This is a genomic window from Aeromonas simiae, assembly GCF_000820125.1.
In the GTDB taxonomy this organism is placed as follows: Bacteria; Pseudomonadota; Gammaproteobacteria; order Enterobacterales; family Aeromonadaceae; genus Aeromonas; species Aeromonas simiae.
The window spans coordinates 1-21384 of record NZ_CDBY01000088.1 but is presented as its reverse complement, the minus strand read 5'-3'; the positions used below and the strand labels follow the sequence as shown (position 1 = coordinate 21384).

Here is a 21384-nt window from a genome sequence, read left to right as displayed (position 1 = left end):
ACTTTCGGTTCGGTGCAGGATTAGTCGGCGGCGGCGAGGGCGGCCTTGAGCCTGGCCAGCGCCTGGCCGCGATGGCTCAACTGGTTCTTGCGCTCGGCCGACAGCTCGGCGCTGGTGCAGCCTTCACTGGGGACGAAGAAGACCGGATCGTAGCCAAAGCCATTCTGGCCGTGCAGCTCCTCGGTGATGCGTCCTTCCCAGCTCGCCTGGCAGATGAGGGGGGTGGGGTCGTTTTCGTGGCGCATGTAGACCAGCACACACCAGAAGCGGGCGGTACGCAGCTCGGTCGGCATGCCGCTCAGCTCGGACAAGAGCTTGTCGATGTTATCGCGATCGGAGGCCTGGTCGCCGGCGAAGCGAGCCGAGTAGACGCCGGGGCGTCCTTGGAGCAGGTCGACCTCCAGGCCGGAGTCGTCGGCCACGGCGGGCAGCCCGGTCACCTTGGCGGCGTGGCGGGCCTTGATGATGGCGTTTTCGACGAAGGTGGTGCCGGTTTCGGCCACTTCGCTCACCGCAAACTCGCTCTGGGGCACTACCTGGATGTCGAGATCCGCCAGCATGGCTGCCAGCTCCTTGACCTTCTTCTGATTGCCGGTCGCCAGTACGAGTTTGTTCATCATCTACCTCCGAAAACGAATTTCGGGGCATTCTAGGCGCTCTCTCCTGACAGGGAAAGCAACAATGTGGCGCAAGGGGGATTCAGCCGGCCAGCAAGGTGTGTTGATCGAGCAGGGTGAGGTGCCCGTGATAGGCGGCGCCGGTGTCGAGCCAGCACAGGTTGCCTCGACGCAACCAGTGGCCGCGCAGCGGGGTGTGGCCCATCACCACCCGGTCGATACCGGCAATCTGCGCATCGATATGGCCACCCAGCAGCAGGGTGGTGATGCGCTGGCGCTGCCACAGCAGATCGCGCCGGTAGCGCTCGCAGAAGGCTTCATCCAGCAGGCGCCAGTCATGGGTGATGGGGTCGGCATGCACCACGCCGATGCGCTCGCCCCCGGCGAGCCGTACCGTCAGCACCAGGGGCAGCTCGCGTACCCGTGGCAGCAGTTGATCGAGGCGGCGGCGCTCGCCGCGCGCGAGCTGATCGGCCCATTCGCCGCCGTTGCGGCGCCACAGGGCGCCAGCCTGGCGATCGCCGGCCATGGCCTCCAGCAGCATCGCCTCGTGGTTGCCGAGCACGCTGTAAAACCAGGGCTGCTCGAGCAGGGCGAGACAGGCGAGGCTATCCGGGCCCCGGTCGATGAGATCGCCGACCGCGATGAGTACGTCGCCGCGCTCAGGCCGGAAGTCGCTGCGGGCGAGGGCCGCCTCCAGCTGACTCAGGCAGCCGTGCAGATCGCCCATGAACCAGGCGGTGCCGCTTACATCGATATGCCGGTGCATGCCATGACGCCTCCTTCATTGCCATCACTATACCCGTGGCGGCCTGCCAGTTATCTTTCCTTTTGGGAATAACAGAGGTGAATACAATCCATTTCCGTTCATTACAGCGACGCCGTAGACTGCGCCGACCCCGTTAATGCCATGTAATGAAAGGAGCGCTGAGTGCGATTGTTGTTGCTGCTGATCCTGTTGGTGCTGTTCAGCCCGCTCGCCATCGACATCTACCTGCCCGCCATCCCGTTGATGGCTGAGTCACTGGGGGCGCCGCTGCTCTCGATGCAGGCCACCATCACCGGTTTTCTCTTCAGCATGGGGCTGGGCCAACTGCTGGCCGGCCCCCTGGCCGACCGCTATGGCCGCCGGCCGGTGGCCCTGTGGGGCATGTTCATCTATGGACTCAGCGCGCTGCTGGCGGCCCACGCCGGCTCGTTGGAGGCGCTGATGGCAGCCCGCGTCTTGCAAGGGCTGGGTGCCTGCGCCACCTCGGTGGCGGCCTTCTCCGTGGTGCGTGACAGTTATGGCCCGAGCAAAAGCGGCCAGATGATCTCTTACCTCAACGGCGCCATCTGTTTCATCCCCGCGCTGGCGCCCCTGCTTGGCGGCTGGCTCACCACTCGCTTTCACTGGGAAGCGAACTTCTGGTTCATGGCCGGCTATGCGGCCCTGGTCGGAGGCTGGCTGTGGTGGCGTATGCCGGAGACCCGCCCGGCCGAGACCCACAGCGAGGGGGCACTCATCGCCTGGGCACGTTATCGCCCCGTCATCGCTGACCCGCGCTTTGTGTTCAATGCCTCGCTCTGCATGCTGGCGATGGCGGTGATCCTCGCCTATGTCACCGCGGCCCCGGTGCAGCTGATGGTGACGCTGGGACTCGACATGGCGGGGTTCAGCCACTGGTTTACCGCTAACGCTGTGCTCAACATCCTGGCCTGCTTCATGGCGCCGCGCCTCATCGGCCGTTTCGGCCCACGCCGCACCCTGCGCGCCGGTCTGCTCGTGATATCCTTGTCGGCGCTGCTGCTGAGCCTGTTGCAGGGGATGGCGACGCCGCTGGCCATGATGGGGCCCGTGTTTATCTCCAGCATCGGATTTGCCATGGTGCTCGGCTCTGCCGCCGGACTGGCGCTGGCTCCCTTTGGGCATTGTGCCGGCACCGCCTCGGCCCTGCTGGGGCTGCTCCAGATGAGCGGCGCAGGAGCCCTGGTTGGTCTGAGCGGTGTGCTGGTGGCCACGCCGTTGCAGCAGCTTGAACTGCACATGTGGCTGCTGTTGCCGCCCTTGCTGTTGCTATTGACCCGACGCGGGCGCCGCCTGTGTGCGTTGAACTGAGGAGAATGTGATGACGTTGCAAACTGCCCTGGTGGGCTATGGCTATGCCGGCAAGACCTTTCATGCCCCCCTGCTGCGCAGCGCCGAGGGGATCGCATTGACCACGGTGGTCAGCCGTGACGCCAGCAAGGTGCATGCGGATCTGCCCGATGTGCGGGTGTGCGACATGGACACCATGCTGGCCGATCCAGCCATCGCGCTGGTGGTGATTGCCACGCCGAATGACACCCATGCCCCGTTGGCGCGCCAGGCGTTGCTGGCCGGCAAGCATGTGGTGATCGACAAGCCGTTTGCCCTCGATGTGAGTGAGGCGCAAGGGCTCATCACGTTGGCGGCGGAGCGCGCTCTGCTGCTCTCTATCTTCCATAACCGGCGCTGGGATGCCGATTTTCTGACCCTGCGCCGGCTGATCGAAAGCGGGGAGCTGGGGGATTGGAAGCAGATGGAGTCCCGTTTCGATCGCTTCCGCCCCGTGGTTCGTCAGCGCTGGCGCGAGGGGGCTGGCCCCGGCGCCGGCCTCTGGTTCGATCTTGGCCCGCACCTGCTCGATCAGGTGTTGCAGCTGTTCGGCCAGCCCGACTGGTTGCAGGCCGACATCGTGGCCCAGCGTGCAGGGGCGCTGAGCGACGATGGTTTCGAGGTGACGCTGGGCTATGGCGAACGGCGGGTGCGTCTTGGCGCGAGCTCGCTGGTGTCGCACCGGGTGCGACGCTTTGCCGTCCATGGTGACCGGGGCAGCTACCTCAAGTTCGATCTCGATCAGCAGGAGAGCTGGCTCAAGGCTGGCCTGCTGCCGGGCCAGTCAGGCTGGGGTGAGGGGGAGAGCGCCGGTGTGCTCTATCGCCAACAGGATGAGCAGATCGAAGAGACCGCCATCCTGCCCGTGCCGGGTGACTATGCGGGCTACTATCCGGCGGTGGCACGTGCCATTGCGGGTCGAGGCGCGAATCCGGTGGCGCCGGTTGAGGCGCTGCGGGTGATGCGTCTGCTCGCGCTGGCCACCCACAGTGCCGCAGAGGGGCGCCGCTTGGAATGCGAGTCAGTTTTTGTCTGAGTCAGGGGCTGGGTAAAAAAAATCGCACTTTTTTTCGTGAGTCATTGCTGTCAGAAAATGAGCTGAATTTGGTGTTCTTCACCACATTCTACGGGTTTATTTCTCACTTTTTACTGACTTGTGGCGTTACAGTCTTATCTTTTATCAAACGGTAAAAAAAAACTCATTGAGAGACACGTTTTCCTTCTGGTTTCAGAGAGATATAGTGCGCACCGTGTCAGACCGGACTCGCTCCGGTTCACAGGGATGGTGAGATGCCATCTCTCCACCATGTTTGAGGAATGACTGATGAATAAAGTACTGGTAGCCGGTATCCTGGGTTTGATGTTGACCGCTTGTGGCCAGAAAGAAGAGGCCAAGGCTCCTGCCGCTGAGCCGGCCGCGACTGCCGCCCAGGCCGTGAGCGAAGCTGCTGCCACCACCGAGCAGGCCGTCAGCGCCGCTGCTGAAACCGTAGAGAAGGCTGCCAGCGCTGCCGCCGCTACTGTTGAAGAAGCCAAGAAGTAAGTCGCCACGCGACGAAGAAACGGGCCCATCGGGCCCGTTTTTTTATGGGGTGGTGCACAGTTTCGAGGTGAGAATGTGATCTTCCCAGCGACCGTTGATCATCAGGTAGTCCCGCGCCCTTCCCTCTTGCTCGAAGCCGAGCCGCGTCAATAACCTTCCACTACGTTCGTTGCGTGGCATATAACAGGCCATGATGCGGTGCAGGCCGCGCTCTTGGAACAGGTGGTCGATGGCGCACGTCAGGATCTCCTGCATCAACCCCTCGCCCTGCCTTGTGGCGTCGATGGAGTAGCCGAGGTGACAGGCCTGGAAGACCCCCAGAATGATGTTGGTGAAGTTGCAGCTGGCGATCATACGGCCGCTCTCATCCAGCGCGGCCAAGTTGAGCGCGGTACCGGCGAAGCACTGCTGGTAGCTGTCACGCAGGCGCTGGTGCCAGAAGGGCAGGGTGTAGAAGTTGGCCGGCCGCAGCGGCTCCCACGGCTCGAGGTGGCTGCGGTTGCGCTGGTAGTAGTCGAGGATGAGATCGGCGTGATCCGGTGTCAGCACGGTCAGGCGGGTGCGGGCGGTGACAAGATGGGGGATTTGGTTCACCCGCGCGGCTCCCTTTGCTGCCACTCTGCGCGCAACAAGCCGTAACAGGCGTGATCCACCATGCCCCGCTGCAACCGTTCGGCGTTGCGATTGATGCCTTCGAGCTGGAATCCCAGCCGCTCACAGACGGCGCGACTGGCCTGATTATCGACGGCGGTATTGATGGCGACTTTCTCCATGCCCATCTGCTCGAAAGCGTGTTGGATCAATGCACGACAGGCGCGGGTGATGATGCCCTTGCCTTGACAGCGTTCAGCCAACCAATAGCCGATGACCACGACGCCAAGGCGGCGGTCGATCTGGTTGTAGGCGATGGCTCCCACCACCTCCCCCTGATATTCGAGGGCGCAGTGCAGGCTTTCGCCACGGGCAAACCCCTCGATGGCGTGACGAATAAACAGCCCCATGTCATCGACGTGGCGCAGCAGAGGAGGCCAGGGCAGCCATTGCCCCAGATAGTCCCGGTTATCACGGCACAGGGTAAAAAGCTCGGTACTCATCTCGGGCCGTAGAAAAATCAAGGAGAGGTCTTCATCCAATGGCCAAGCAAACAAGGGGGACTCCGCTGTTGAGGGGTTTCTTTTTCACTCTATCCAATCGTGGAGTGAGACGCCAAGGGCTGAATCTAGGAACAATCCCCCAAATGGGAGGAGTAATGACAACATTTTGTATTGTTGTCTGTTTTTTATTCAAAAACAGAATCTGATTTCACTTTCCCCCCATCTGCGTAGCATGTATTTGGTGCATCAGCAGCTTCTGCTACCCCGCTGTTCTCCTCTGTCACACCTGACAGGAGTCACGGGGGTCTCGGGCCCCCTACCTTGTCTGGGCCGATCCCGGATCGGCGTGTAATCACATCGACGGCAAGGATATCGTGATGAGAAAACTCTATCTGGCAGTTGGATTGGCGGTCTGGGGCAGCGCGTCCCTGGCGGCTGAACTGGTGAACATCGATGAGCAGGATGGCGCCGCCCTACTGGGCAGTGTCCAGCAGGGCCTCGCAAGCGGCAGTGGTGAGGGGCTGCGCCCGGTACGAACCGTGACCTTGCCAAGCGGCGAGCAGCGGATTCGTTATGAGCAGACCTGGAACGGGGTACCGGTATGGGGAACCGGCGTGGTTGCCGAGCAGTCCGCCGCAGGCAGTGGGAGAGTCACTGGCACCTTGCTGCGCAGCATTGCCCAGGATCTGGCTTCCCCCAGCGCCGCGTTTACCCCGGCCGACGCGATCGCCAAGGCCAAGGGCAAGCAGGTGGGTAAACAGGAGCAGGTTCGCCTCTATGTCATGCAGGGAGAGGATGGTCAGGCGCGGCTGGTCTATCAGGTCTCCTACCTGCGTGAGGGCAAGATCCCCAGCCGTCCTTTCGTGCTGCTCGACGCCCAGAGTGGCAAAGAGCTGCGGCGCTGGGAGGGGATCAATCACCAGAACGCGACCGGCCCCGGTGGCAATCTCAAGACCGGCAAGTACTTCTACGGCAGCGATTTTGGCCCGCTCGAGGTGGATGCCAGTTGCCGGATGAGCAGCGCCAATGTCGACACCATCAACATGAACGGGGCGACCAGCGGGGGAACGCTGTTCCAGTTCACCTGCCCCGAGAACACCTACAAGGAGGTGAACGGCGCCTATTCGCCGCTCAACGATGCCCACTACTTCGGCAACGTGGTGTTCAATATGTACCGCGACTGGTACAGCACGACGCCGCTCAACGTCAAACTCAAGATGCGCGTTCACTACGGTAAGAACTACGAGAACGCCTTCTGGGATGGCAGCCAGATGACCTTTGGCGATGGTGCCACCACCTTCTACCCGCTGGTCAGTCTGGACGTGGCCGCCCATGAAGTGAGCCATGGCTTCACCGAGCAGAACTCGGGGCTGGCCTATACGGGGCAGTCAGGGGGCATTAACGAGGCCTTCTCCGACATGGCGGGGGAGGCGGCCGAAGCCTTCATGCGCGGCAGCAACGACTGGCTGGTCGGCGCCCAGATCTTCAAGGGCAACGGCTCGCTGCGCTACTTCGATGATCCGACCCGGGATGGACGCTCCATCGGCCATGCGGCTGACTATACCGACGGTCTGGATGTGCACTACAGCTCGGGGGTTTACAACAAGGCGTTCTACCTGCTGGCCAACACCAGCGGCTGGAGCACCCGCAAGGCGTTTGAAGTCTTTGTGCTGGCCAACCGCCTCTACTGGAATGCCGCTACCGACTTCAATCAGGGGGCATGCGGGGTGAGCAAGGCGACCGCCGATCTCGGCTATAGCCAGAGCGACGTGAGCCAGGCTTTCCAGGCGGTGGGGGTGGATGCCAGCTGTGGCGCCACGCCGCCCAGCAGTACCGTGCTGCAAAACGGGGTGCCGGTCGGTGCGCTTGCCGCCGCCCAGGGCGGCAAGCTCAACTTTACGGTGGTTGTGCCGGCGGGTAGCCAGAGGCTGGTGATTTCCAGCAGTGGCGGCAGCGGTGATGCCGATCTCTATGTGAAGTACGGCGCGGTACCGACCAGCACCAGCTACGATTGCCGTCCCTACATGAACGGCAACACCGAAAGCTGCATCCTGAATGTTCCGCGGGCCGGCACCTGGTATGTGCAGCTGAGTGGTTACAGCGCCTTCTCCGGCGTGACGCTCATGGCCAGTTATTAAGAAGCCCAGGCGGCGCAGTGCGCTGCGCCGCTACTCCTTGCGCCAGCGCCTGGCCATGGCGCGGGCTGCCTCCAATACCGTCTCCTTGGCCGGATTGGGGCGCTTGCCACCTCGCCAGGCCATCATCACATCCCAGTGATCCTGGGGCAGATCCACCACATCCAGCTGTACCAGCCGCCCCAGTTCAAGATCCCGCTCGACCGCTAATGCCGGCATCAGGGTAATGAAGCCGTGCTCCAGTGCCAGCTCGCGCGCCGCTCCCGCCGGCTGGATGGCATGCAGCGGGCTGGTGGGTTGACGCAGGCGCCGCAACTGCTGGATGAAGGCATCGCACCCCGGCCCCCACTGCTGCGGGGCCAGCCGCTGGTTAGCGATATCGTGCAGAGTGAGCCCCTGCCGGTCGGCCAGGGCGTGCAGCGGCGAGGCAACGGCGATGATGGGGGCGCGGCACAGCAGCTCCATCTGCAGGCCAGCGACCGGCGGACACTTGAGCACGAAGCCAATGTCGGTCTCCCCGGCCAGCAGCTCCTGCATGATGACGCCGGAGTGATCGGTGTTGCAGCGGATCTCGAAGGCACTGTCGACCAGCGTCATCAGTAGCGGGCTGAACACCACAGAGGTGAGGGAGGGGAGGCTGGCCAGGCGCACCCGAGGCAGAGCGGGGGCCCCCTGGATGGCGAGGCGCCCCTCGGCGATGGCGGCCAGCGCATGGCCGGCGGCCGGCAGAAACTGCTGGCAGGCCGGGGTGGGGGTGGCGCCGCGACGGTGGCGTTGAAACAGTGGCGCCCCCAGTTGCTGCTCTAGCTGGGCGATGCGCTGGCTGACCATGGGTTGTGACCAGCCGCGGATGGCCGCCGCCTGGCTGAAGCTCCCTAACTGGGCCACATCGAGCAGCAGTTGCAGGTCATCGAGATCAAGAGACATAACAAAACCCAATATTAAATATAGATAGTTGTCGTCTACCACTATATCTGATGCCACCGCACAATGACTTCCTGAGTGTGTGAGAGGTGGTCATGGTCGATAAGGCAAGGTATTGGGGGCGCTGGTTTCTGGCACTGGACACCACGCTGGTGATCCTCGGATTCTTTGTGGTGATGCCGATGATCAGCCTGCGTTTTGTGGATCAACTGGGGTGGGCCGCCGGTCTGGTGGGACTGGCGCTCGGACTGCGCCAGCTGACCCAGCAGGGGCTCGGCATCTTTGGCGGATCGCTCGCCGATCGCTTCGGGGCCCGCCCGCTCATCGTCGCCGGCATGCTGCTGCGGGCGGCCGGGTTTGCCTCGTTGGCCTGGGCCGACAGCGGCGCCATGCTGATCTTCTCCTGTTTTCTCTCCGGATTGGGGGGATGTCTGTTCGATCCGCCGCGCGCCGCGTTGGTCATCAAGTTCACCCGTCCCCATCAGCGTGGTCGTTTCATCTCGCTGCTGATGATGCTCGAGAGTGCCGGCGCCGTGCTGGGGGCACTGCTCGGCAGTTGGCTGCTGCGCTTTGACTTCACCTACGTCTGCCTGCTTGGGGCGGCGCTCTTCATGCTGGCGGCGCTGTGCAACGCCGTGTTGCTGCCGGCCTATCGCCTCTCGGTCAAGCCGACGCCGATGTGGGAGGGGCTCGGCCAGGTGTTGGCTGACCGCGCCTTCTGCCGGTTGGTGCTGGTGCTGAGCGGCTACTACATGCTGTGGGTTCAGGTGATGCTGATCTTCCCGATCCTGGTCAAACAGATGGCGGGCACCACGACGGCGGTGGGCTGGATGTATTGCCTTGAGACCGCCCTCTCGCTGGCGCTGCTCTACCCGATAGCGCGCTTCAGTGAGCGGCGTTTTCGGCTGGAGAATCGTCTGATGGCCGGGGTGCTGATGATGACCATCGGCATCGGCCTGGTGGCGTTTGCCCATACCCTGTCAGGGGTGTTTGCCCTGCTGGCCTGCTTCTATCTTGGCATCATCATCTGCGAGCCGGCCCGCGAGACCCTGATGACCAAGCTGGCCCACCCGGCCGCCCGTGGCAGTTATATGGGATTTAGCCGGCTGGGATTGGCCATCGGTGGGATGACGGGGTACGTGGGGGGCGGCTCGCTCTACGATGTGGCCTTGGCGCAGGGGCAGCCGGATCTGCCCTGGTTGGTGCTCGGCACCATCGGCATCGCGACCATGCTGCTGCTGGCGCGTTGTTTCGCACGCCGTCCCGAGTTGAGCATCCGCGCACTGGCCTGAGTCTGGCCTATAAAAAATGCCGACCCTTGGGTCGGCATTTTTGTTGCGATTGGCAGATTAGATCATCATGCCGCCAAAGAAGAAGCCCAGCGCCACGGCGATGGCGATGGTGGCCACACCCGGGACGAAGAAGGGGTGGTTGAACACCGCCTTGCCGATACGGGTGGAGCCAGTGTCGTCCATCTCGACCGCGGCCAGCAGGGTCGGGTAGGTCGGCAGTACGAACAGGGCGCTCACGGCGGCGAAGGAGGCGATGGCGGTCAGCGGGCTGACGCCCAGCGCCAGGGCGGCCGGCATCAGTGCCTTGGTGGTGGCGCCTTGGGAGTAGAGCAGCATAGCAGCGAAGAACAGCACCACGGCCAGCAGCCAGGAGTACTGGTTCAGCAGGTCGCCGGCGATGAGCTGGATGGTGTCCATGTTGCCCTTCACGAAGACGTTGCCGAGCCAGGCCACACCCAGTACGCAGATACAGGCGGACATACCGGACTTGAAGGTCGGCATGTTGGTCACTTGGGTCACGTCCAGCTTGCAGAGCAGGGTCATGATGGTGGCCGCGGCCAGCATGATGCCCATGATGGCGCCGTCGCGGGGGATCGGCGGGTTGGTGATGAGGCCCACTTTACCGGAGATGGCGGTGGCATAGGCCATGACCGCGACGATGGCGGCAATGAAGATCCAGACCGACAGCTTGGCGTAGGGTTTGATCTCGAGCTGGGTGGTACCGCGCAGCTTGATCAGGCCCTTGGCCTTGCGCTCCAGGTAGACTTCATCCTGCTCCAGCGGCTTGCCCAGCATGTTGGCAACGAAGGCACCCAGGATACAGGCGATGAAGGTGGAGGGGATGCAGATGGCCAGCAGGGTCAGATAGTCCACACCAAACGGCTCAAGCATGCCGGAGAAGGCCACGACGGCAGCCGAGATCGGCGAGGCGGTGATGGCGATCTGGGAGGCGACGACCGCGATGGAGAGCGGACGAGACGGGCGGATGCCCTGCTCCTTGGCCACTTCGGCGATCACCGGCAGGGTGGAGAAGGCGGTGTGGCCGGTACCGGCCAGCATGGTCATCAGGTAGGTGACCACGGGGGCGGCGAAGGTGATGTATTTGGGGTTCTTGCGCAGGGCCTTTTCAGCCAGGTGCACCAGATAGTCCATCCCGCCAGCCAGCTGCATGCAGGCGATGGCGCAGATGACGGACGCGATGATCATGATCACGTCCCAGGGGATGTAGGTGACCAGCTGGTCGCTCGGGATCTGCACCCCGAGGCCCCAGGTCAGCACCAGTACCCCTAAACCACCGGCAAAACCGATCCCTATGCTACCTATCCGGGCGCCCAGATAGATCGCTGCGAGCACGACCAGTAACTCAATGCCAATCATAGTGTTAACTCCATTTTTTGATTTTTTAGTGTACTAACTCAAAAAGCCGTTTTCCGACTGTGCTGTAGCAGAGACATTCGGAAAACGGCTCTCAAGGGGCGGGCATCAGCCCACCCCTTCAAGCAATTTAGGCGGTTTCGCGGGTATAGCGCTTGGCCTTGTACTGCGGGTTCATCAGGTTGTCGATAGAGAGGATCTCGTCGAGCTGTTCCGGGGTCAGCAGACCGCGCTCGAGGACAACCTCACGCACGTTCTTGCCGGTCTGGGCACAGATTTTACCGACGATATCCCCTTCGTGGTGACCGATGAAGGGGTTCAGGTAGGTCACGATACCGATGGAGTTCAGCACGTGATTGCGGCAGATTTCCGGGTTGGCGGTGATGCCTTCCACGCACTTCTCGCGCAGGGAGATGCACGCCTTCTCCATCAGGCTCAGGGATTCGAACATGGCCTGGCCGATCACCGGCTCCATGACGTTCAGCTGCAACTGACCGGCTTCGGCGGCGAAGGTGATGGTCACGTCGTTACCGAAGACCTTGAAGCAGGCCTGGTTGACCACTTCCGGGATAACCGGGTTGACCTTGGCCGGCATGATGGAGGAACCCGCCTGCATTTCCGGCAGGTTGATCTCTTTGAGCGCGGTACGCGGGCCGGAGGAGAGCAGACGCAGGTCGTTACAGATCTTGGAGAGCTTCATGGCCAGACGCTTCACGGCGCCGTGCAGCATGACATAGGCACCGCAGTCGGAGGTGGCTTCGATCAGATCTTCAGCCGGCACATAGGCACGACCGGTGATCTCGGCCAGGCGACGGATGGCCAGGGCAGAGTACTCGGGCGGGGTGTTCAGGCCGGTACCGATGGCGGTGGCGCCCAGGTTCACTTCCAGCAGCAGCTCTTGGCAGCGCTTGATGGACTTGATCTCTTCACGCAGGGTGACGGCGAAGGCGTGGAACTCCTGGCCCAGGGTCATGGGCACGGCATCCTGCAGCTGGGTACGGCCCATCTTCAGCACGCTCTTGAATTCGGAGGCCTTGGCATCGAAGGCGGCGATCAGGGTTTCCAGTGCGGCCAGGGTGACGTCGGTGCTATTGACCACGGCAACGCGGAAACCGGTCGGGTAGGCGTCGTTGGTCGACTGGCACTTGTTGACGTGGTCATTGGGGTTGACCACGTCATAGCGGCCCTTTTCCAGACCCATCAGCTCGAGGGCGATGTTGGCCAGCACTTCGTTGGTGTTCATGTTGACGGAGGTACCGGCGCCGCCCTGGAAGACGTCGATCGGGAATTGATCGAAGCATTTGCTGGTGTTGAGCATGACGTCACAGGCTTCGACGATCTTGTCGGCGATTTCCGGACGGATGGTGCCCAGTTCGCCGTTGGCGAGGGCTGCGGCCTTCTTGGTGAGAACCATGCCGCGGACAAATTCAGGGACGTCGGAGATTTTCTGAGAGCTGATCTTGAAGTTCTCGATGGCACGCTGAGTGTGCACGCCATAGTAAAAATCATTGGATACTTCTTTGGTGCCCAGCAGGTCTTCCTCAATGCGGACGTTCTTGATGTCGCTCATTGTTTTGCCTCAGAAATGAAACGGATTGAACATTCCTCACCGTGTGATTGCGTGTTCCTTGCGCAGAGAATCGTCCTGAAGCATTGCACATAGTGTGGGAGAGTGGGTAAAACCCCAACAGCTGAGAGGGATATTATCTCATTGGGGGTAACTCTAATCAGACTTGGATCACTAAATTTGATGATTCACGACAAAATTTAAGCATCCTCAAATTTTTATTTGCCTGTTATACAAAAGCTTATCTTTCGCATCCCCCGGTTGCACCATAAATTGTGGCGCTTCGACGGCATTGATGAGAAGGGGGCGCTTGAAAAGTGTTCCATCCTCCCCCCATATTGGTGATAAGAGCGGGGGTTACCCCACCATCCATTATTGAGGTCTTCATGGGAAAATTGTTGCTCGGGCTGGTTGGGCTGGCCCTGTTAGAGATGGTGGTGCTCATCAAGGTGGGGTCCGTCATCGGTGCCCTGCCGACCGTGGCGCTGGTGATTCTGACCGCGTTGGTGGGCTCCTCGCTGGTGCGCAGCCAGGGGTTGCGCACCCTGATGGAGGCCCAGCACAAGATGCAGTTGGGTGAACTGCCGGGGCGGGAGGTGATGAGTGGCATGATGCTGGCCCTGGCGGGGCTGCTGCTGATTATCCCTGGCTTTGTCACCGATATCGTGGCGGTGCTGCTGCTGCAACCGGCGCTGCGTAACCGCCTTGCCGACAAGTTGGTTGGCGCCGGCCATTTCACGGTTCGTGGTGGCCCCTTCGATGGCCCGAAGGGCCAGCCGCCTTCCGATGGGCATACCATAGAGGGGGAGTATGAGCGCAAGGATTGAGATGAAACTTGCCCCCATCCCCATAAAAAGCGGAGCCGTCGGCTCCGCTTTTTATTATGGGCAGCGGCGCCGGCACAGTGGCTCGAAGCGGGTGAGGGCATAGAGATAGGCCAAGATGCCGACGGTCAGGTTGGCCAGCAGTATGCCGGTATAGATGCCACCTAACCCCCCGAGCTTGGCGCCGATCCAGGCGGCCGGCAGCAGGAAGCCGAACAGGCGCAGGCCGTTGAACAGCAAGGAGATAGCCGAGGCCCGCACGCCGTTGAGGGCCGAGGCCAGCAACATCACCAGCGCCTGGCAGCCATAACCGAGCGGAACCAGCGAAAGATAGAGGGTGATGGCCTCTATCACAGCGGGGTTGCGGCTAAAGAGTGGGCCTATGTAGGGCGCGAGCAGCCAGAGCATGGTGTAGAGCAGGAGCTGGAACACGATGGCAAAGCGCATCGCCAGCATCAATGCGGCGCGTGCCCGCTGTGGGTGGCCGGCGCCGGTGTTTTGTGAAACGAAAGGGGCCAGCACGGAGGAGAGTGCCATCATGACGATGAGCAGCAGGGCCTCGACCCGCGATGCGGCGCCGTAGGCCGCCACCGCCTCCGTTCCCAGGCCGGCGAAGAGCACCATCAACAGGGCATTGGCGAGCGGGTTGAGCATATTGGTGAAGGCCGCAGGCAGCGCCACATGCAGCATGGCTTGCCAGTGGAGCAAAAGTTGCGGTTTCGCCGAGAGTGGCAAGCGCAGCAACTGTTCACGGCGATAGAGGATATGCAGGCTCACCAGGGTTGCCATCAGCCAGGAGAGGGAGCTGGCGATGGCCGCCCCCTTGATACCGAAGGCCGGCAGCGGCCCCCAGCCGAAGATGAGCAGGGGATCGAGCAGGCCGTTGAGCAGCCCCGCCATGGCCATGATCAGACTGGGGGTTCTGGTATCCCCGGTGGCGCGCATAGCCGCGTTGCCGACCATGGGCAGCACCAGCAGGGGCATGGTCAGGTACCAGATCGCCATGTAGTCGTGGATGAGGGCGATCAGGGGGCCGCTGGCGCCGAGCAGACGAAACAATGGGGTGATGGTGAGCGCCCCGAGTGGGGCCAGCACGACAATCAGCAGCACGGCGAGAAACAGCGCATCGGTGGTGAAGCGGGCCGCCTCCTCATGGCGCCCCTGACCGAGGGTGTGCCCCAATACGGCGGAGAGACCGGCCCCCAGCCCCATGGCCAGTGAGGTGATCACGAAGGTGACGGGAAAGGTAAAGCTCACCGCCGCCAGCGCGTCGGTGCCGAGCATGCCGATGAAGAAGGTATCGATCAGATTGAAGGCGTGGATCGCCACTATCCCCAGCAGCATGGGGCCGGTCAGCCGGGCCAGCAGGGTGGGGATGGGGGCATGGTGGAGTGGATTGGGTGAGTGCAAGGTCGGTGTTGGGCGATGCCGGGGCTCGATAAACAAGATTTCATGGTACGTGAAAAAATTTTTTTTGTATCTGCCCTTGAAGGGGCGGCTTGTGCCCCCACATCTGGAAACATCAAAGAGTTGGCCAGGAATGGCCAGTATCACCAAACAAAGAAGACTCATTTTGGGAGAGTTATCGATGAAAATTCGTCCACTGCACGACCGCGTCATCATCAAGCGCATCGAGGCCGAAGCCAAATCTGCTGGCGGCATTGTCTTGACTGGTACTGCGGCCCAGAAGTCCACCCGTGGTGAAGTTCTGGCCGTGGGCACTGGTCGAATTCTGGATAACGGTGAAGTTAAGGCTTTGGCCGTTAAGGTGGGTGACAAGGTCATCTTCAACGAGGGTTATGGCGTCAAGACCGAGAAGTTGGATGGTCAGGACGTGCTGATCCTGTCTGAGACCGACATCCTGGCGATTGTCGAAGAGTAATTTCACCCCTGTCCCGAATTCATTGATAAGGATTGAACAAGATGGCTGCAAAAGACGTTAAATTTGGCAACGAAGCCCGTATCAAGATGCTGGAAGGCGTCAACATCCTGGCCGATGCCGTTAAAGTGACGCTGGGCCCGAAAGGCCGTAACGTGGTGCTGGATAAGTCCTTCGGTGCCCCGACCATCACCAAGGATGGCGTCTCTGTTGCTCGTGAAATCGAGCTGGAAGACAAGTTCCAGAACATGGGCGCCCAGATGGTGAAGGAAGTGGCCTCCAAGGCGAACGACGCCGCCGGTGACGGTACCACCACCGCGACCGTACTGGCTCAGGCCATCGTCAACGAAGGTCTGAAGGCGGTCGCCGCCGGCATGAACCCGATGGATCTGAAGCGCGGTATCGACAAGGCCGTCGTGGCTGCCGTTGCCGAGCTGCAGACCCTGTCCCAGCCCTGTGCCGACAACAATGCCATCGCTCAGGTGGGTACCATCTCCGCTAACTCCGACGAGAAAGTGGGCAAGCTGATTGCTGAAGCCATGGACAAGGTCGGTCGTGACGGCGTCATCACCGTCGAAGATGGTCAAGGCCTGGATGACGAACTGGCTGTGGTAGAAGGCATGCAGTTCGACCGCGGCTACCTCTCTCCGTACTTCGTCAACAAGCCGGAAACCGGCTCTGTCGAGCTGGATGATCCCTTCATCCTGCTGGTCGACAAGAAGGTCTCCAACATCCGCGAAATGCTGCCGGTGCTGGAAGGCGTTGCCAAAGCAGGCAAGCCGCTGCTGATCGTTGCCGAAGACGTGGAAGGCGAAGCCCTGGCGACCCTGGTGGTCAACACCATGCGTGGCATCGTCAAGGTCGCCGCCGTCAAGGCGCCGGGCTTTGGTGACCGTCGCAAGGCCATGCTGCAAGATATCGCCATCCTGACCGGCGGTACCGTCATCTCCGAAGAGGTGGGCATGGAGCTGGAGAAGGCGGCACTGGAAGATCTGGGCCGTGCCAAGCGCATCGTCATCACCAAAGAGAACACCACCATCATCGATGGTGTCGGTGATGCCGCCCTGATCCAGAGCCGTGTGGCCCAGATCCGTCAGCAGATCGAAGAGACCTCCTCCGACTACGATCGCGAGAAGCTGCAAGAGCGCGTGGCCAAGCTGGCTGGCGGTGTTGCGGTGATCAAGGTGGGCGCTGCCACCGAAGTCGAGATGAAAGAGAAGAAAGCCCGCGTCGATGACGCCCTGCACGCGACCCGCGCTGCGGTGGAAGAAGGTGTGGTTGCCGGTGGTGGTGTGGCCCTGGTGCGCGTCGCGGCCAAGCTGGCCGGCCTGCGTGGCGACAACGAAGATCAGAACGTGGGTATCAAGGTTGCTCTGCGCGCCATGGAAGCCCCGCTGCGTCAGATCGTCATCAACGCCGGTGAAGAAGCCTCTGTGATTGCCAACGCGGTGAAGAGCGGTGAAGGCAACTACGGCTACAACGCTTACTCCGAGCAGTATGGCGACATGCTGGAGATGGGCATCCTGGATCCGACCAAGGTGACCCGCTCTGCCCTGCAATTTGCCTCCTCCATCGCCGGTCTGATGATCACCACCGAGTGCATGGTGACCGACCTGCCGAAGAAGGATGCGCCGGCCATGCCGGACATGGGCGGCATGGGTGGTATGGGCGGCATGATGTAAGCCTCTCTACCCGCACTCTCAAGAAGGGCCCGTCAGGGCCCTTTTTTGTGGGCGGGTTTTCCACCGAGGGGGCCTGTGCGAGAGGGGGCGATAAAGTCATCATGAAGTCAGCATGCTGGCCGATAATGGTGTTGGACAGGAGGTAAACCATGGAAATATCCGGATCCGTCTCTGCCAGCTATGGCCAGGAAGCGATGGTCGCGAGCCTTGCGAAGAAGCAGCAGGAGCAACAAGGCCAGGCCGCCCTGGCGTTGCTGCAATCGGCTGCGCAGTCTGCACCGGCGCCGCAGCCTTCCAGCAGTGGTACGCTCGGCAGCCACATCAACATCAAGGTGTGATGTGATTAAAAAAAAGCCTCGGCCAATGCAGAGGCTTTTTCATGGGGCGAGTTTAGAGCGGGAAGGGGGCCGGCGCCTCGAAGGCGATACGCTCGCCACTGCGCGGATGGCTTATCTCAAGGCGAGCCGCGTGCAGATAAAGGTGCGGGGCTGCCGCTAGTGCCTGCGGGTGGGCGTAGAGATTGTCCCCCAGTATGGGGTGACCCAGCTCCAGCATGTGTACCCGTAACTGGTGCGAGCGTCCGGTGATGGGGGTCAGCTTCACGAGCGTGTTGCCGTGCTCTACTTTCAGCTTTTGCCAGAGGGTGAGTGCGTTGCGCCCCTCTTCAAAATCCACCTTCTGCCGGGGGCGGTTGGGCCAATCGACGCACAGGGGCAGATCGACTTGGCCATTTTCCTCACTCATTTCACCCCATACCCAGGCCAGATAGTGCTTGTCGGTTTCACGCTCGCGAAACTGGCGACTTAACTCCCGGTGGGCGTTGGGGGTGAGTGGGACGACGATGACCCCGCTGGTCGCCATGTCGAGACGATGGGCCGCCGCCGCTCGTGGAAACCCCTCCTGCTGCACGCGCCACAGCACACTGTCTTCATACGCGGCACCACGGCCGGGCACGCTCAGCAGACCGGTGGGTTTGTTGACCACCATGATGTCGCGATCCTGATACAAGATCTCGAGCCAGGGCTCCTTGGGCGGGTTGTAGTCGATCATCTCTCTCGCTCTGTCTGTTACTGGTGGGTGACCACGATGAAGCGGATGGCGTCCAGCTTGAGTTGGGTCTGGTCAATCAGGTGGAGCAATTCTGCCTCCAAGTCGGCCACATAGGCCAGCTCGCTGTCACGCACGTTCGGGTTGACCGCCTTGAGCTCGGTCAGACGGGCCAACTCCTGCTGCAAGGTATGACTCATGCGGGTGCGGGCGTCGTCGGCGATCTTGACCTTGAGGGTCTCTGCAATCTCCTGACCCTTGCCGATGAGACCGTGGATCAGCGGCTGGGAAGTGGTCACCAGCTTGCTGCCTAGGTGGCGGTTGACCGGTGTGAGCTGACGGTTAAAGGTCTCGAAAGGCACCTTGTCACCCAGGTTATTTCCGTTTTTGTCCAGCAGCAGGCGGATCGGCGTCGGTGGCATGAAGCGATAGAGCTGGGGATGGCTGGCCGATTCGGCCACAAACACCAGCTCGAGCAGGGTGGAGCCGACCGGCAACGCCTTGTTCTTCAGCAGTGCCACCGAGGTTGAGCCAATCTCGGAGCCCAGGATCAGGTCAATGCCACCGCGCAGCATGGGGTGATCCCAGGAGACAAACGCCATGTCGTCACGGGAGAGCGCCGTCTCGCGGTCGAAGGTGACTGTCATGCCATCTTGGGGCAGGCCCGGGAAACTGGGGACCAGCATGTGATCTCCTGGGGTGAGGACCAGGGCATTCTCGCCGCGATCATCCTGATTGATGCCGATTTCGTCGAACATGTTGAGGGCGAAGGCCACCATGGCGGTGTCATCATCCTCGGCCGCCAGCAGTTCGACCAGCGCATTGGCCTTGTCACCGCCACTGGAGTGGATCTCGAGCAGGCGATCCCGGCCTGATTCCAACCTGGCCTTGAGCGGCTCGTGGATGGCGCGGGTACGCTCGAGCAAGGCATCGAGTTCGTCGTCGGCGCTGTCGTTGGCCGCGAGCAGGGTGAACAGCTCCTCGCGCACCTCTTCGAAGATCGGACGGGCGGTCGGACAGGTCTGCTCGAAGGCATCGAGGCCGGCGTGATACCAGCGCAGCAGGGCGCGTTGGGAGGTGCCTTCCAGATAGGGGACGTGGAGTTCCACCGTATTGCGCTGGCCGATACGATCCAGTCGGCCGATGCGCTGCTCCAGCAGATCCGGGTTCAGCGGCAGATCGAACAGCACCAGATGGCTAGCAAACTGGAAGTTACGCCCTTCCGAGCCGATTTCGGAGCAGAGCAGTACCTGGGCGCCCCCTTCAGTTTGCGCAAAATAGGCGGCTGCCTTGTCGCGTTCGATGAGGGACATGCCTTCATGGAAGACGGCGGCGCGGATCCCCTCACGGGTACGAACGGCCTCTTCCAGCGCGATGGCGGTGGCCGCTTCGGAGCAGATCACCAGCACCTTCTGCTGGCGAGCCGAGAGCAGCAGCTCCAGCAGCCAGTCGATGCGAGGATCGAACTGAGTCCAGCTGGCGTTGTCTCCCTCGAACTGCTGGAAGATTTTTTCGGGATAGAGATAGCGCAGGGCGCGTGTCTGCAAGTCGCCGCTGTTGCCGCCCATCATGCCCATCACCTTGATGGCGGTCTTGTACTGCTCTGGCAGCGCCATGGGATAGACGTTGAGATGGCGCTCCGGGAACCCTTGGATGTTGGCGCGGCTGTTACGAAACAGCACCCGGCCGGTGCCGTGGCGATCGAGCAGCTTTTCAACCGCCTGTTGGCGACAGGTCGCATCGTTCAGATCGACCCCTTCGAGCTGCTCGGCCAGCAGGGCTTGGGCGGTGGAGTCCAGTTCGCTACCATCGAGCAGCGCCTGGGCGGCGCTGGCGATGGCGCCGTACTCCTGCTCTTCGGCCAAGAAGGCGTCATAGTCGAAGAAACGCTCAGGGTCGAGCAGGCGCAGGCGGGCGAAGTGACTCTCGTGGCCGAGCTGATCCGGGGTGGCCGTCAGCAGCAGGACGCCGGGGATCTGCTCGGCCAGGGTCTCGACCATCTCATAGGCCCGGCTCGGCGCCTCGGCGCTCCATTCCAGGTGGTGGGCCTCATCCACAACCAGCAGATCCCACTCGGCTTCACAGACCTGTTCGAAACGGCGGCGCTTCTTGCGCAGGAAGTCGAGACTGCACAACACCAGCTGTTCGGTCTCGAAGGGATTATCGGCTTCGGCAAAGGCCTCGACGCAGCGCTCTTCGTCAAACAGGGAGAAAAAGAGGTTGAAGCGACGCATCATCTCGACCAGCCACTGGTGCTGCAGGTTTTCCGGCAGCAGGATCAGCACCCGCTTGGCCCGGCCGGAGAGCAGTTGCTGATGGATGATCATGCCTGCCTCTATGGTCTTGCCAAGACCCACCTCGTCGGCGAGCAGTACGCGCGGCGCATGGCGATGCCCGACTTCATGGGCGATATAGAGCTGGTGCGGGATCAGGCTGACCCGGCCACCGGCGAGGCCGCGAGTCGGGTTGAGCCGGCGCTTGTGCTGATTGACCAGGGACTCATAGCGCAGGGTGAAGCGGGACATGCGATCTATCTGTCCGGCAAAGAGACGATCTTGCGGCTTGTTGAACTTGATGAAGTTGCTGAGGAACACTTCCTTGAGCACGACCGGCTCCTGGGTGTCGTTACGGATGCCGACATATATAAGCAGCCCCTCTTTCTCTTGTACCTCGTCGACCGTCATGATCCACTCTTCATGACTGGTGACCTGATCGCCTTCGTTGAAGCGAACCCGGGTCACCGGAGCATCTTCCTTGGCATATATACGGTTCTCGCCGGTGGCGGGAAACAGCAGGGTCACCATACGACCTTCGACGGCGACGACAGTCCCCAAACCGAGATCTGTCTCCGTATCACTAATCCAACGTTGGCCAAGTGCAAAAGGCATCAAACTCTCCAAAGCCCATGAGGTGGAAGCGTAAAGGGGCGCTATGTTACCCGAAGGTCATAAGCGGATCATCAATGATGATGTGCGTGATGCAGGATGGTGCCTTGGCTTCTCATATCGCCTTTGGCGGAGAAGTGATGGTGAGGTAAATGGCCGCTGATCCCCTCATCCTATAAGGCTCGTTTGGCAAAACGGGATACCTGAGGCGCCGTATCTGTGGGTAAAGCTGTTGATAAGGTGTGTGTTTGCTTGGTGTTTGTTCGAACGCACCGAAAACAGCACTTTTTCTCGATTTTACGCTTGCCAGAATTCGCCGGCTCCCTATAATGCGCCTCCATCGACAGGGCAACGCCGCACAGGCAGCGAGCCGGTCGAAGTGAGAAAAAGCCTTACGAAATAAGG

At 61.5% G+C, this 21384-nt stretch carries 19 protein-coding genes; 9 read left to right on the top strand and 10 right to left on the bottom strand.

The genetic code is table 11. The features are described 5' to 3' along the window. Nucleotides 1-20 precede the first annotated feature (20 nt). A complete protein-coding gene (locus BN1134_RS17885; RefSeq protein ID WP_042048864.1) occupies nucleotides 21-617 on the bottom strand; it encodes an XTP/dITP diphosphatase in 597 nt (198 codons plus the stop codon). 82 nt (nucleotides 618-699) lie between these two features. Next, entirely contained in the window at nucleotides 700-1386 is a 687-nt protein-coding gene (locus BN1134_RS17880) for a metallophosphoesterase (protein WP_042048863.1), read from the bottom strand. 168 nt (nucleotides 1387-1554) lie between these two features. On the opposite strand from BN1134_RS17880, the gene BN1134_RS17875 reads away from it, so the two are divergent. From BN1134_RS17875 to BN1134_RS17865, 3 genes are all read left to right on the top strand, one after another. Further along, nucleotides 1555-2715, top strand: a complete 1161-nt coding sequence (locus BN1134_RS17875) for a multidrug effflux MFS transporter (RefSeq protein WP_156991864.1) — start codon at nucleotides 1555-1557, stop codon at nucleotides 2713-2715. 10 nt (nucleotides 2716-2725) lie between these two features. Next, the gene (locus BN1134_RS17870) at nucleotides 2726-3769 is read left to right on the top strand and encodes an oxidoreductase (protein ID WP_042048861.1); all 1044 of its coding nucleotides are present in this window, start codon (nucleotides 2726-2728) and stop codon (nucleotides 3767-3769) included. Between the two features lie 288 nt (nucleotides 3770-4057). Beyond that, nucleotides 4058-4276, top strand: coding sequence for a hypothetical protein (locus tag BN1134_RS17865; protein ID WP_042048860.1), 219 nt, complete (start codon nucleotides 4058-4060; stop codon nucleotides 4274-4276). A 42-nt stretch (nucleotides 4277-4318) separates the two neighbouring features. Here BN1134_RS17865 and BN1134_RS17860 read toward each other — a convergent pair whose 3' ends face one another. Further along, nucleotides 4319-4870 (bottom strand): GNAT family N-acetyltransferase, encoded by a 552-nt coding sequence (locus tag BN1134_RS17860; RefSeq protein WP_042048859.1) that lies wholly within the window; start codon nucleotides 4868-4870, stop codon nucleotides 4319-4321. Beyond that, the gene (locus tag BN1134_RS17855) at nucleotides 4867-5424 is read right to left on the bottom strand and encodes a GNAT family N-acetyltransferase (protein ID WP_042048858.1); all 558 of its coding nucleotides are present in this window, start codon (nucleotides 5422-5424) and stop codon (nucleotides 4867-4869) included. The genes BN1134_RS17860 and BN1134_RS17855 overlap by 4 nt, the downstream gene beginning before the upstream one ends. A 323-nt stretch (nucleotides 5425-5747) precedes the next feature. Here BN1134_RS17855 and BN1134_RS17850 point away from each other — a divergent pair, with 323 nt between their 5' ends. Then, entirely contained in the window at nucleotides 5748-7508 is a 1761-nt protein-coding gene (locus BN1134_RS17850) for a M4 family metallopeptidase (RefSeq protein ID WP_042048857.1), read from the top strand. Nucleotides 7509-7538: 30 nt separating this feature from the next. Here the strand turns inward: BN1134_RS17850 and BN1134_RS17845 are convergent, their stop codons facing one another. After that, nucleotides 7539-8432 (bottom strand): LysR family transcriptional regulator, encoded by an 894-nt coding sequence (locus BN1134_RS17845; protein WP_042048856.1) that lies wholly within the window; start codon nucleotides 8430-8432, stop codon nucleotides 7539-7541. A gap of 92 nt (nucleotides 8433-8524) precedes the next feature. Here BN1134_RS17845 and mdtH point away from each other — a divergent pair, with 92 nt between their 5' ends. After that, the gene (mdtH, locus tag BN1134_RS17840; protein WP_042048855.1) at nucleotides 8525-9721 is read left to right on the top strand and encodes a multidrug efflux MFS transporter MdtH; all 1197 of its coding nucleotides are present in this window, start codon (nucleotides 8525-8527) and stop codon (nucleotides 9719-9721) included. A 57-nt stretch (nucleotides 9722-9778) separates the two neighbouring features. On the opposite strand, the gene BN1134_RS17835 is transcribed toward mdtH, so the two are convergent. After that, a complete protein-coding gene (locus BN1134_RS17835) occupies nucleotides 9779-11098 on the bottom strand; it encodes an anaerobic C4-dicarboxylate transporter (RefSeq protein WP_042048854.1) in 1320 nt (439 codons plus the stop codon). Between the two features lie 127 nt (nucleotides 11099-11225). Beyond that, entirely contained in the window at nucleotides 11226-12665 is a 1440-nt protein-coding gene (aspA, locus tag BN1134_RS17830; protein WP_042048853.1) for an aspartate ammonia-lyase, read from the bottom strand. Nucleotides 12666-13048: 383 nt separating this feature from the next. Here aspA and BN1134_RS17825 point away from each other — a divergent pair, with 383 nt between their 5' ends. Next, the gene (locus BN1134_RS17825) at nucleotides 13049-13489 is read left to right on the top strand and encodes an FxsA family protein (protein ID WP_042048851.1); all 441 of its coding nucleotides are present in this window, start codon (nucleotides 13049-13051) and stop codon (nucleotides 13487-13489) included. 54 nt (nucleotides 13490-13543) lie between these two features. Here the strand turns inward: BN1134_RS17825 and BN1134_RS17820 are convergent, their stop codons facing one another. Then, nucleotides 13544-14830, bottom strand: coding sequence for an MATE family efflux transporter (locus tag BN1134_RS17820; RefSeq protein WP_084214862.1), 1287 nt, complete (start codon nucleotides 14828-14830; stop codon nucleotides 13544-13546). A gap of 244 nt (nucleotides 14831-15074) precedes the next feature. Between BN1134_RS17820 and BN1134_RS17815 the strand changes: the two genes are divergently transcribed. The 3 genes from BN1134_RS17815 to BN1134_RS17805 all read left to right on the top strand — a co-directional run bounded on the left by BN1134_RS17815 (nucleotide 15075) and on the right by BN1134_RS17805 (nucleotide 17385). Continuing rightward, nucleotides 15075-15368, top strand: a complete 294-nt coding sequence (locus tag BN1134_RS17815) for a co-chaperone GroES (protein WP_005340573.1) — start codon at nucleotides 15075-15077, stop codon at nucleotides 15366-15368. Between the two features lie 41 nt (nucleotides 15369-15409). Next, nucleotides 15410-17047, top strand: coding sequence for a chaperonin GroEL (groL, locus tag BN1134_RS17810; RefSeq protein ID WP_042048850.1), 1638 nt, complete (start codon nucleotides 15410-15412; stop codon nucleotides 17045-17047). A gap of 149 nt (nucleotides 17048-17196) precedes the next feature. Continuing rightward, nucleotides 17197-17385, top strand: coding sequence for a hypothetical protein (locus BN1134_RS17805; protein ID WP_042048849.1), 189 nt, complete (start codon nucleotides 17197-17199; stop codon nucleotides 17383-17385). Nucleotides 17386-17437: 52 nt separating this feature from the next. Here the strand turns inward: BN1134_RS17805 and rluA are convergent, their stop codons facing one another. Beyond that, nucleotides 17438-18097: a bifunctional tRNA pseudouridine(32) synthase/23S rRNA pseudouridine(746) synthase RluA gene (gene rluA / locus BN1134_RS17800; RefSeq protein WP_042048848.1), complete on the bottom strand. Its 660-nt coding sequence runs from the start codon at nucleotides 18095-18097 to the stop codon at nucleotides 17438-17440. A gap of 17 nt (nucleotides 18098-18114) precedes the next feature. Further along, entirely contained in the window at nucleotides 18115-20982 is a 2868-nt protein-coding gene (gene rapA / locus BN1134_RS17795) for an RNA polymerase-associated protein RapA (RefSeq protein WP_042048847.1), read from the bottom strand. Nucleotides 20983-21384: the final 402 nt, after the last annotated feature.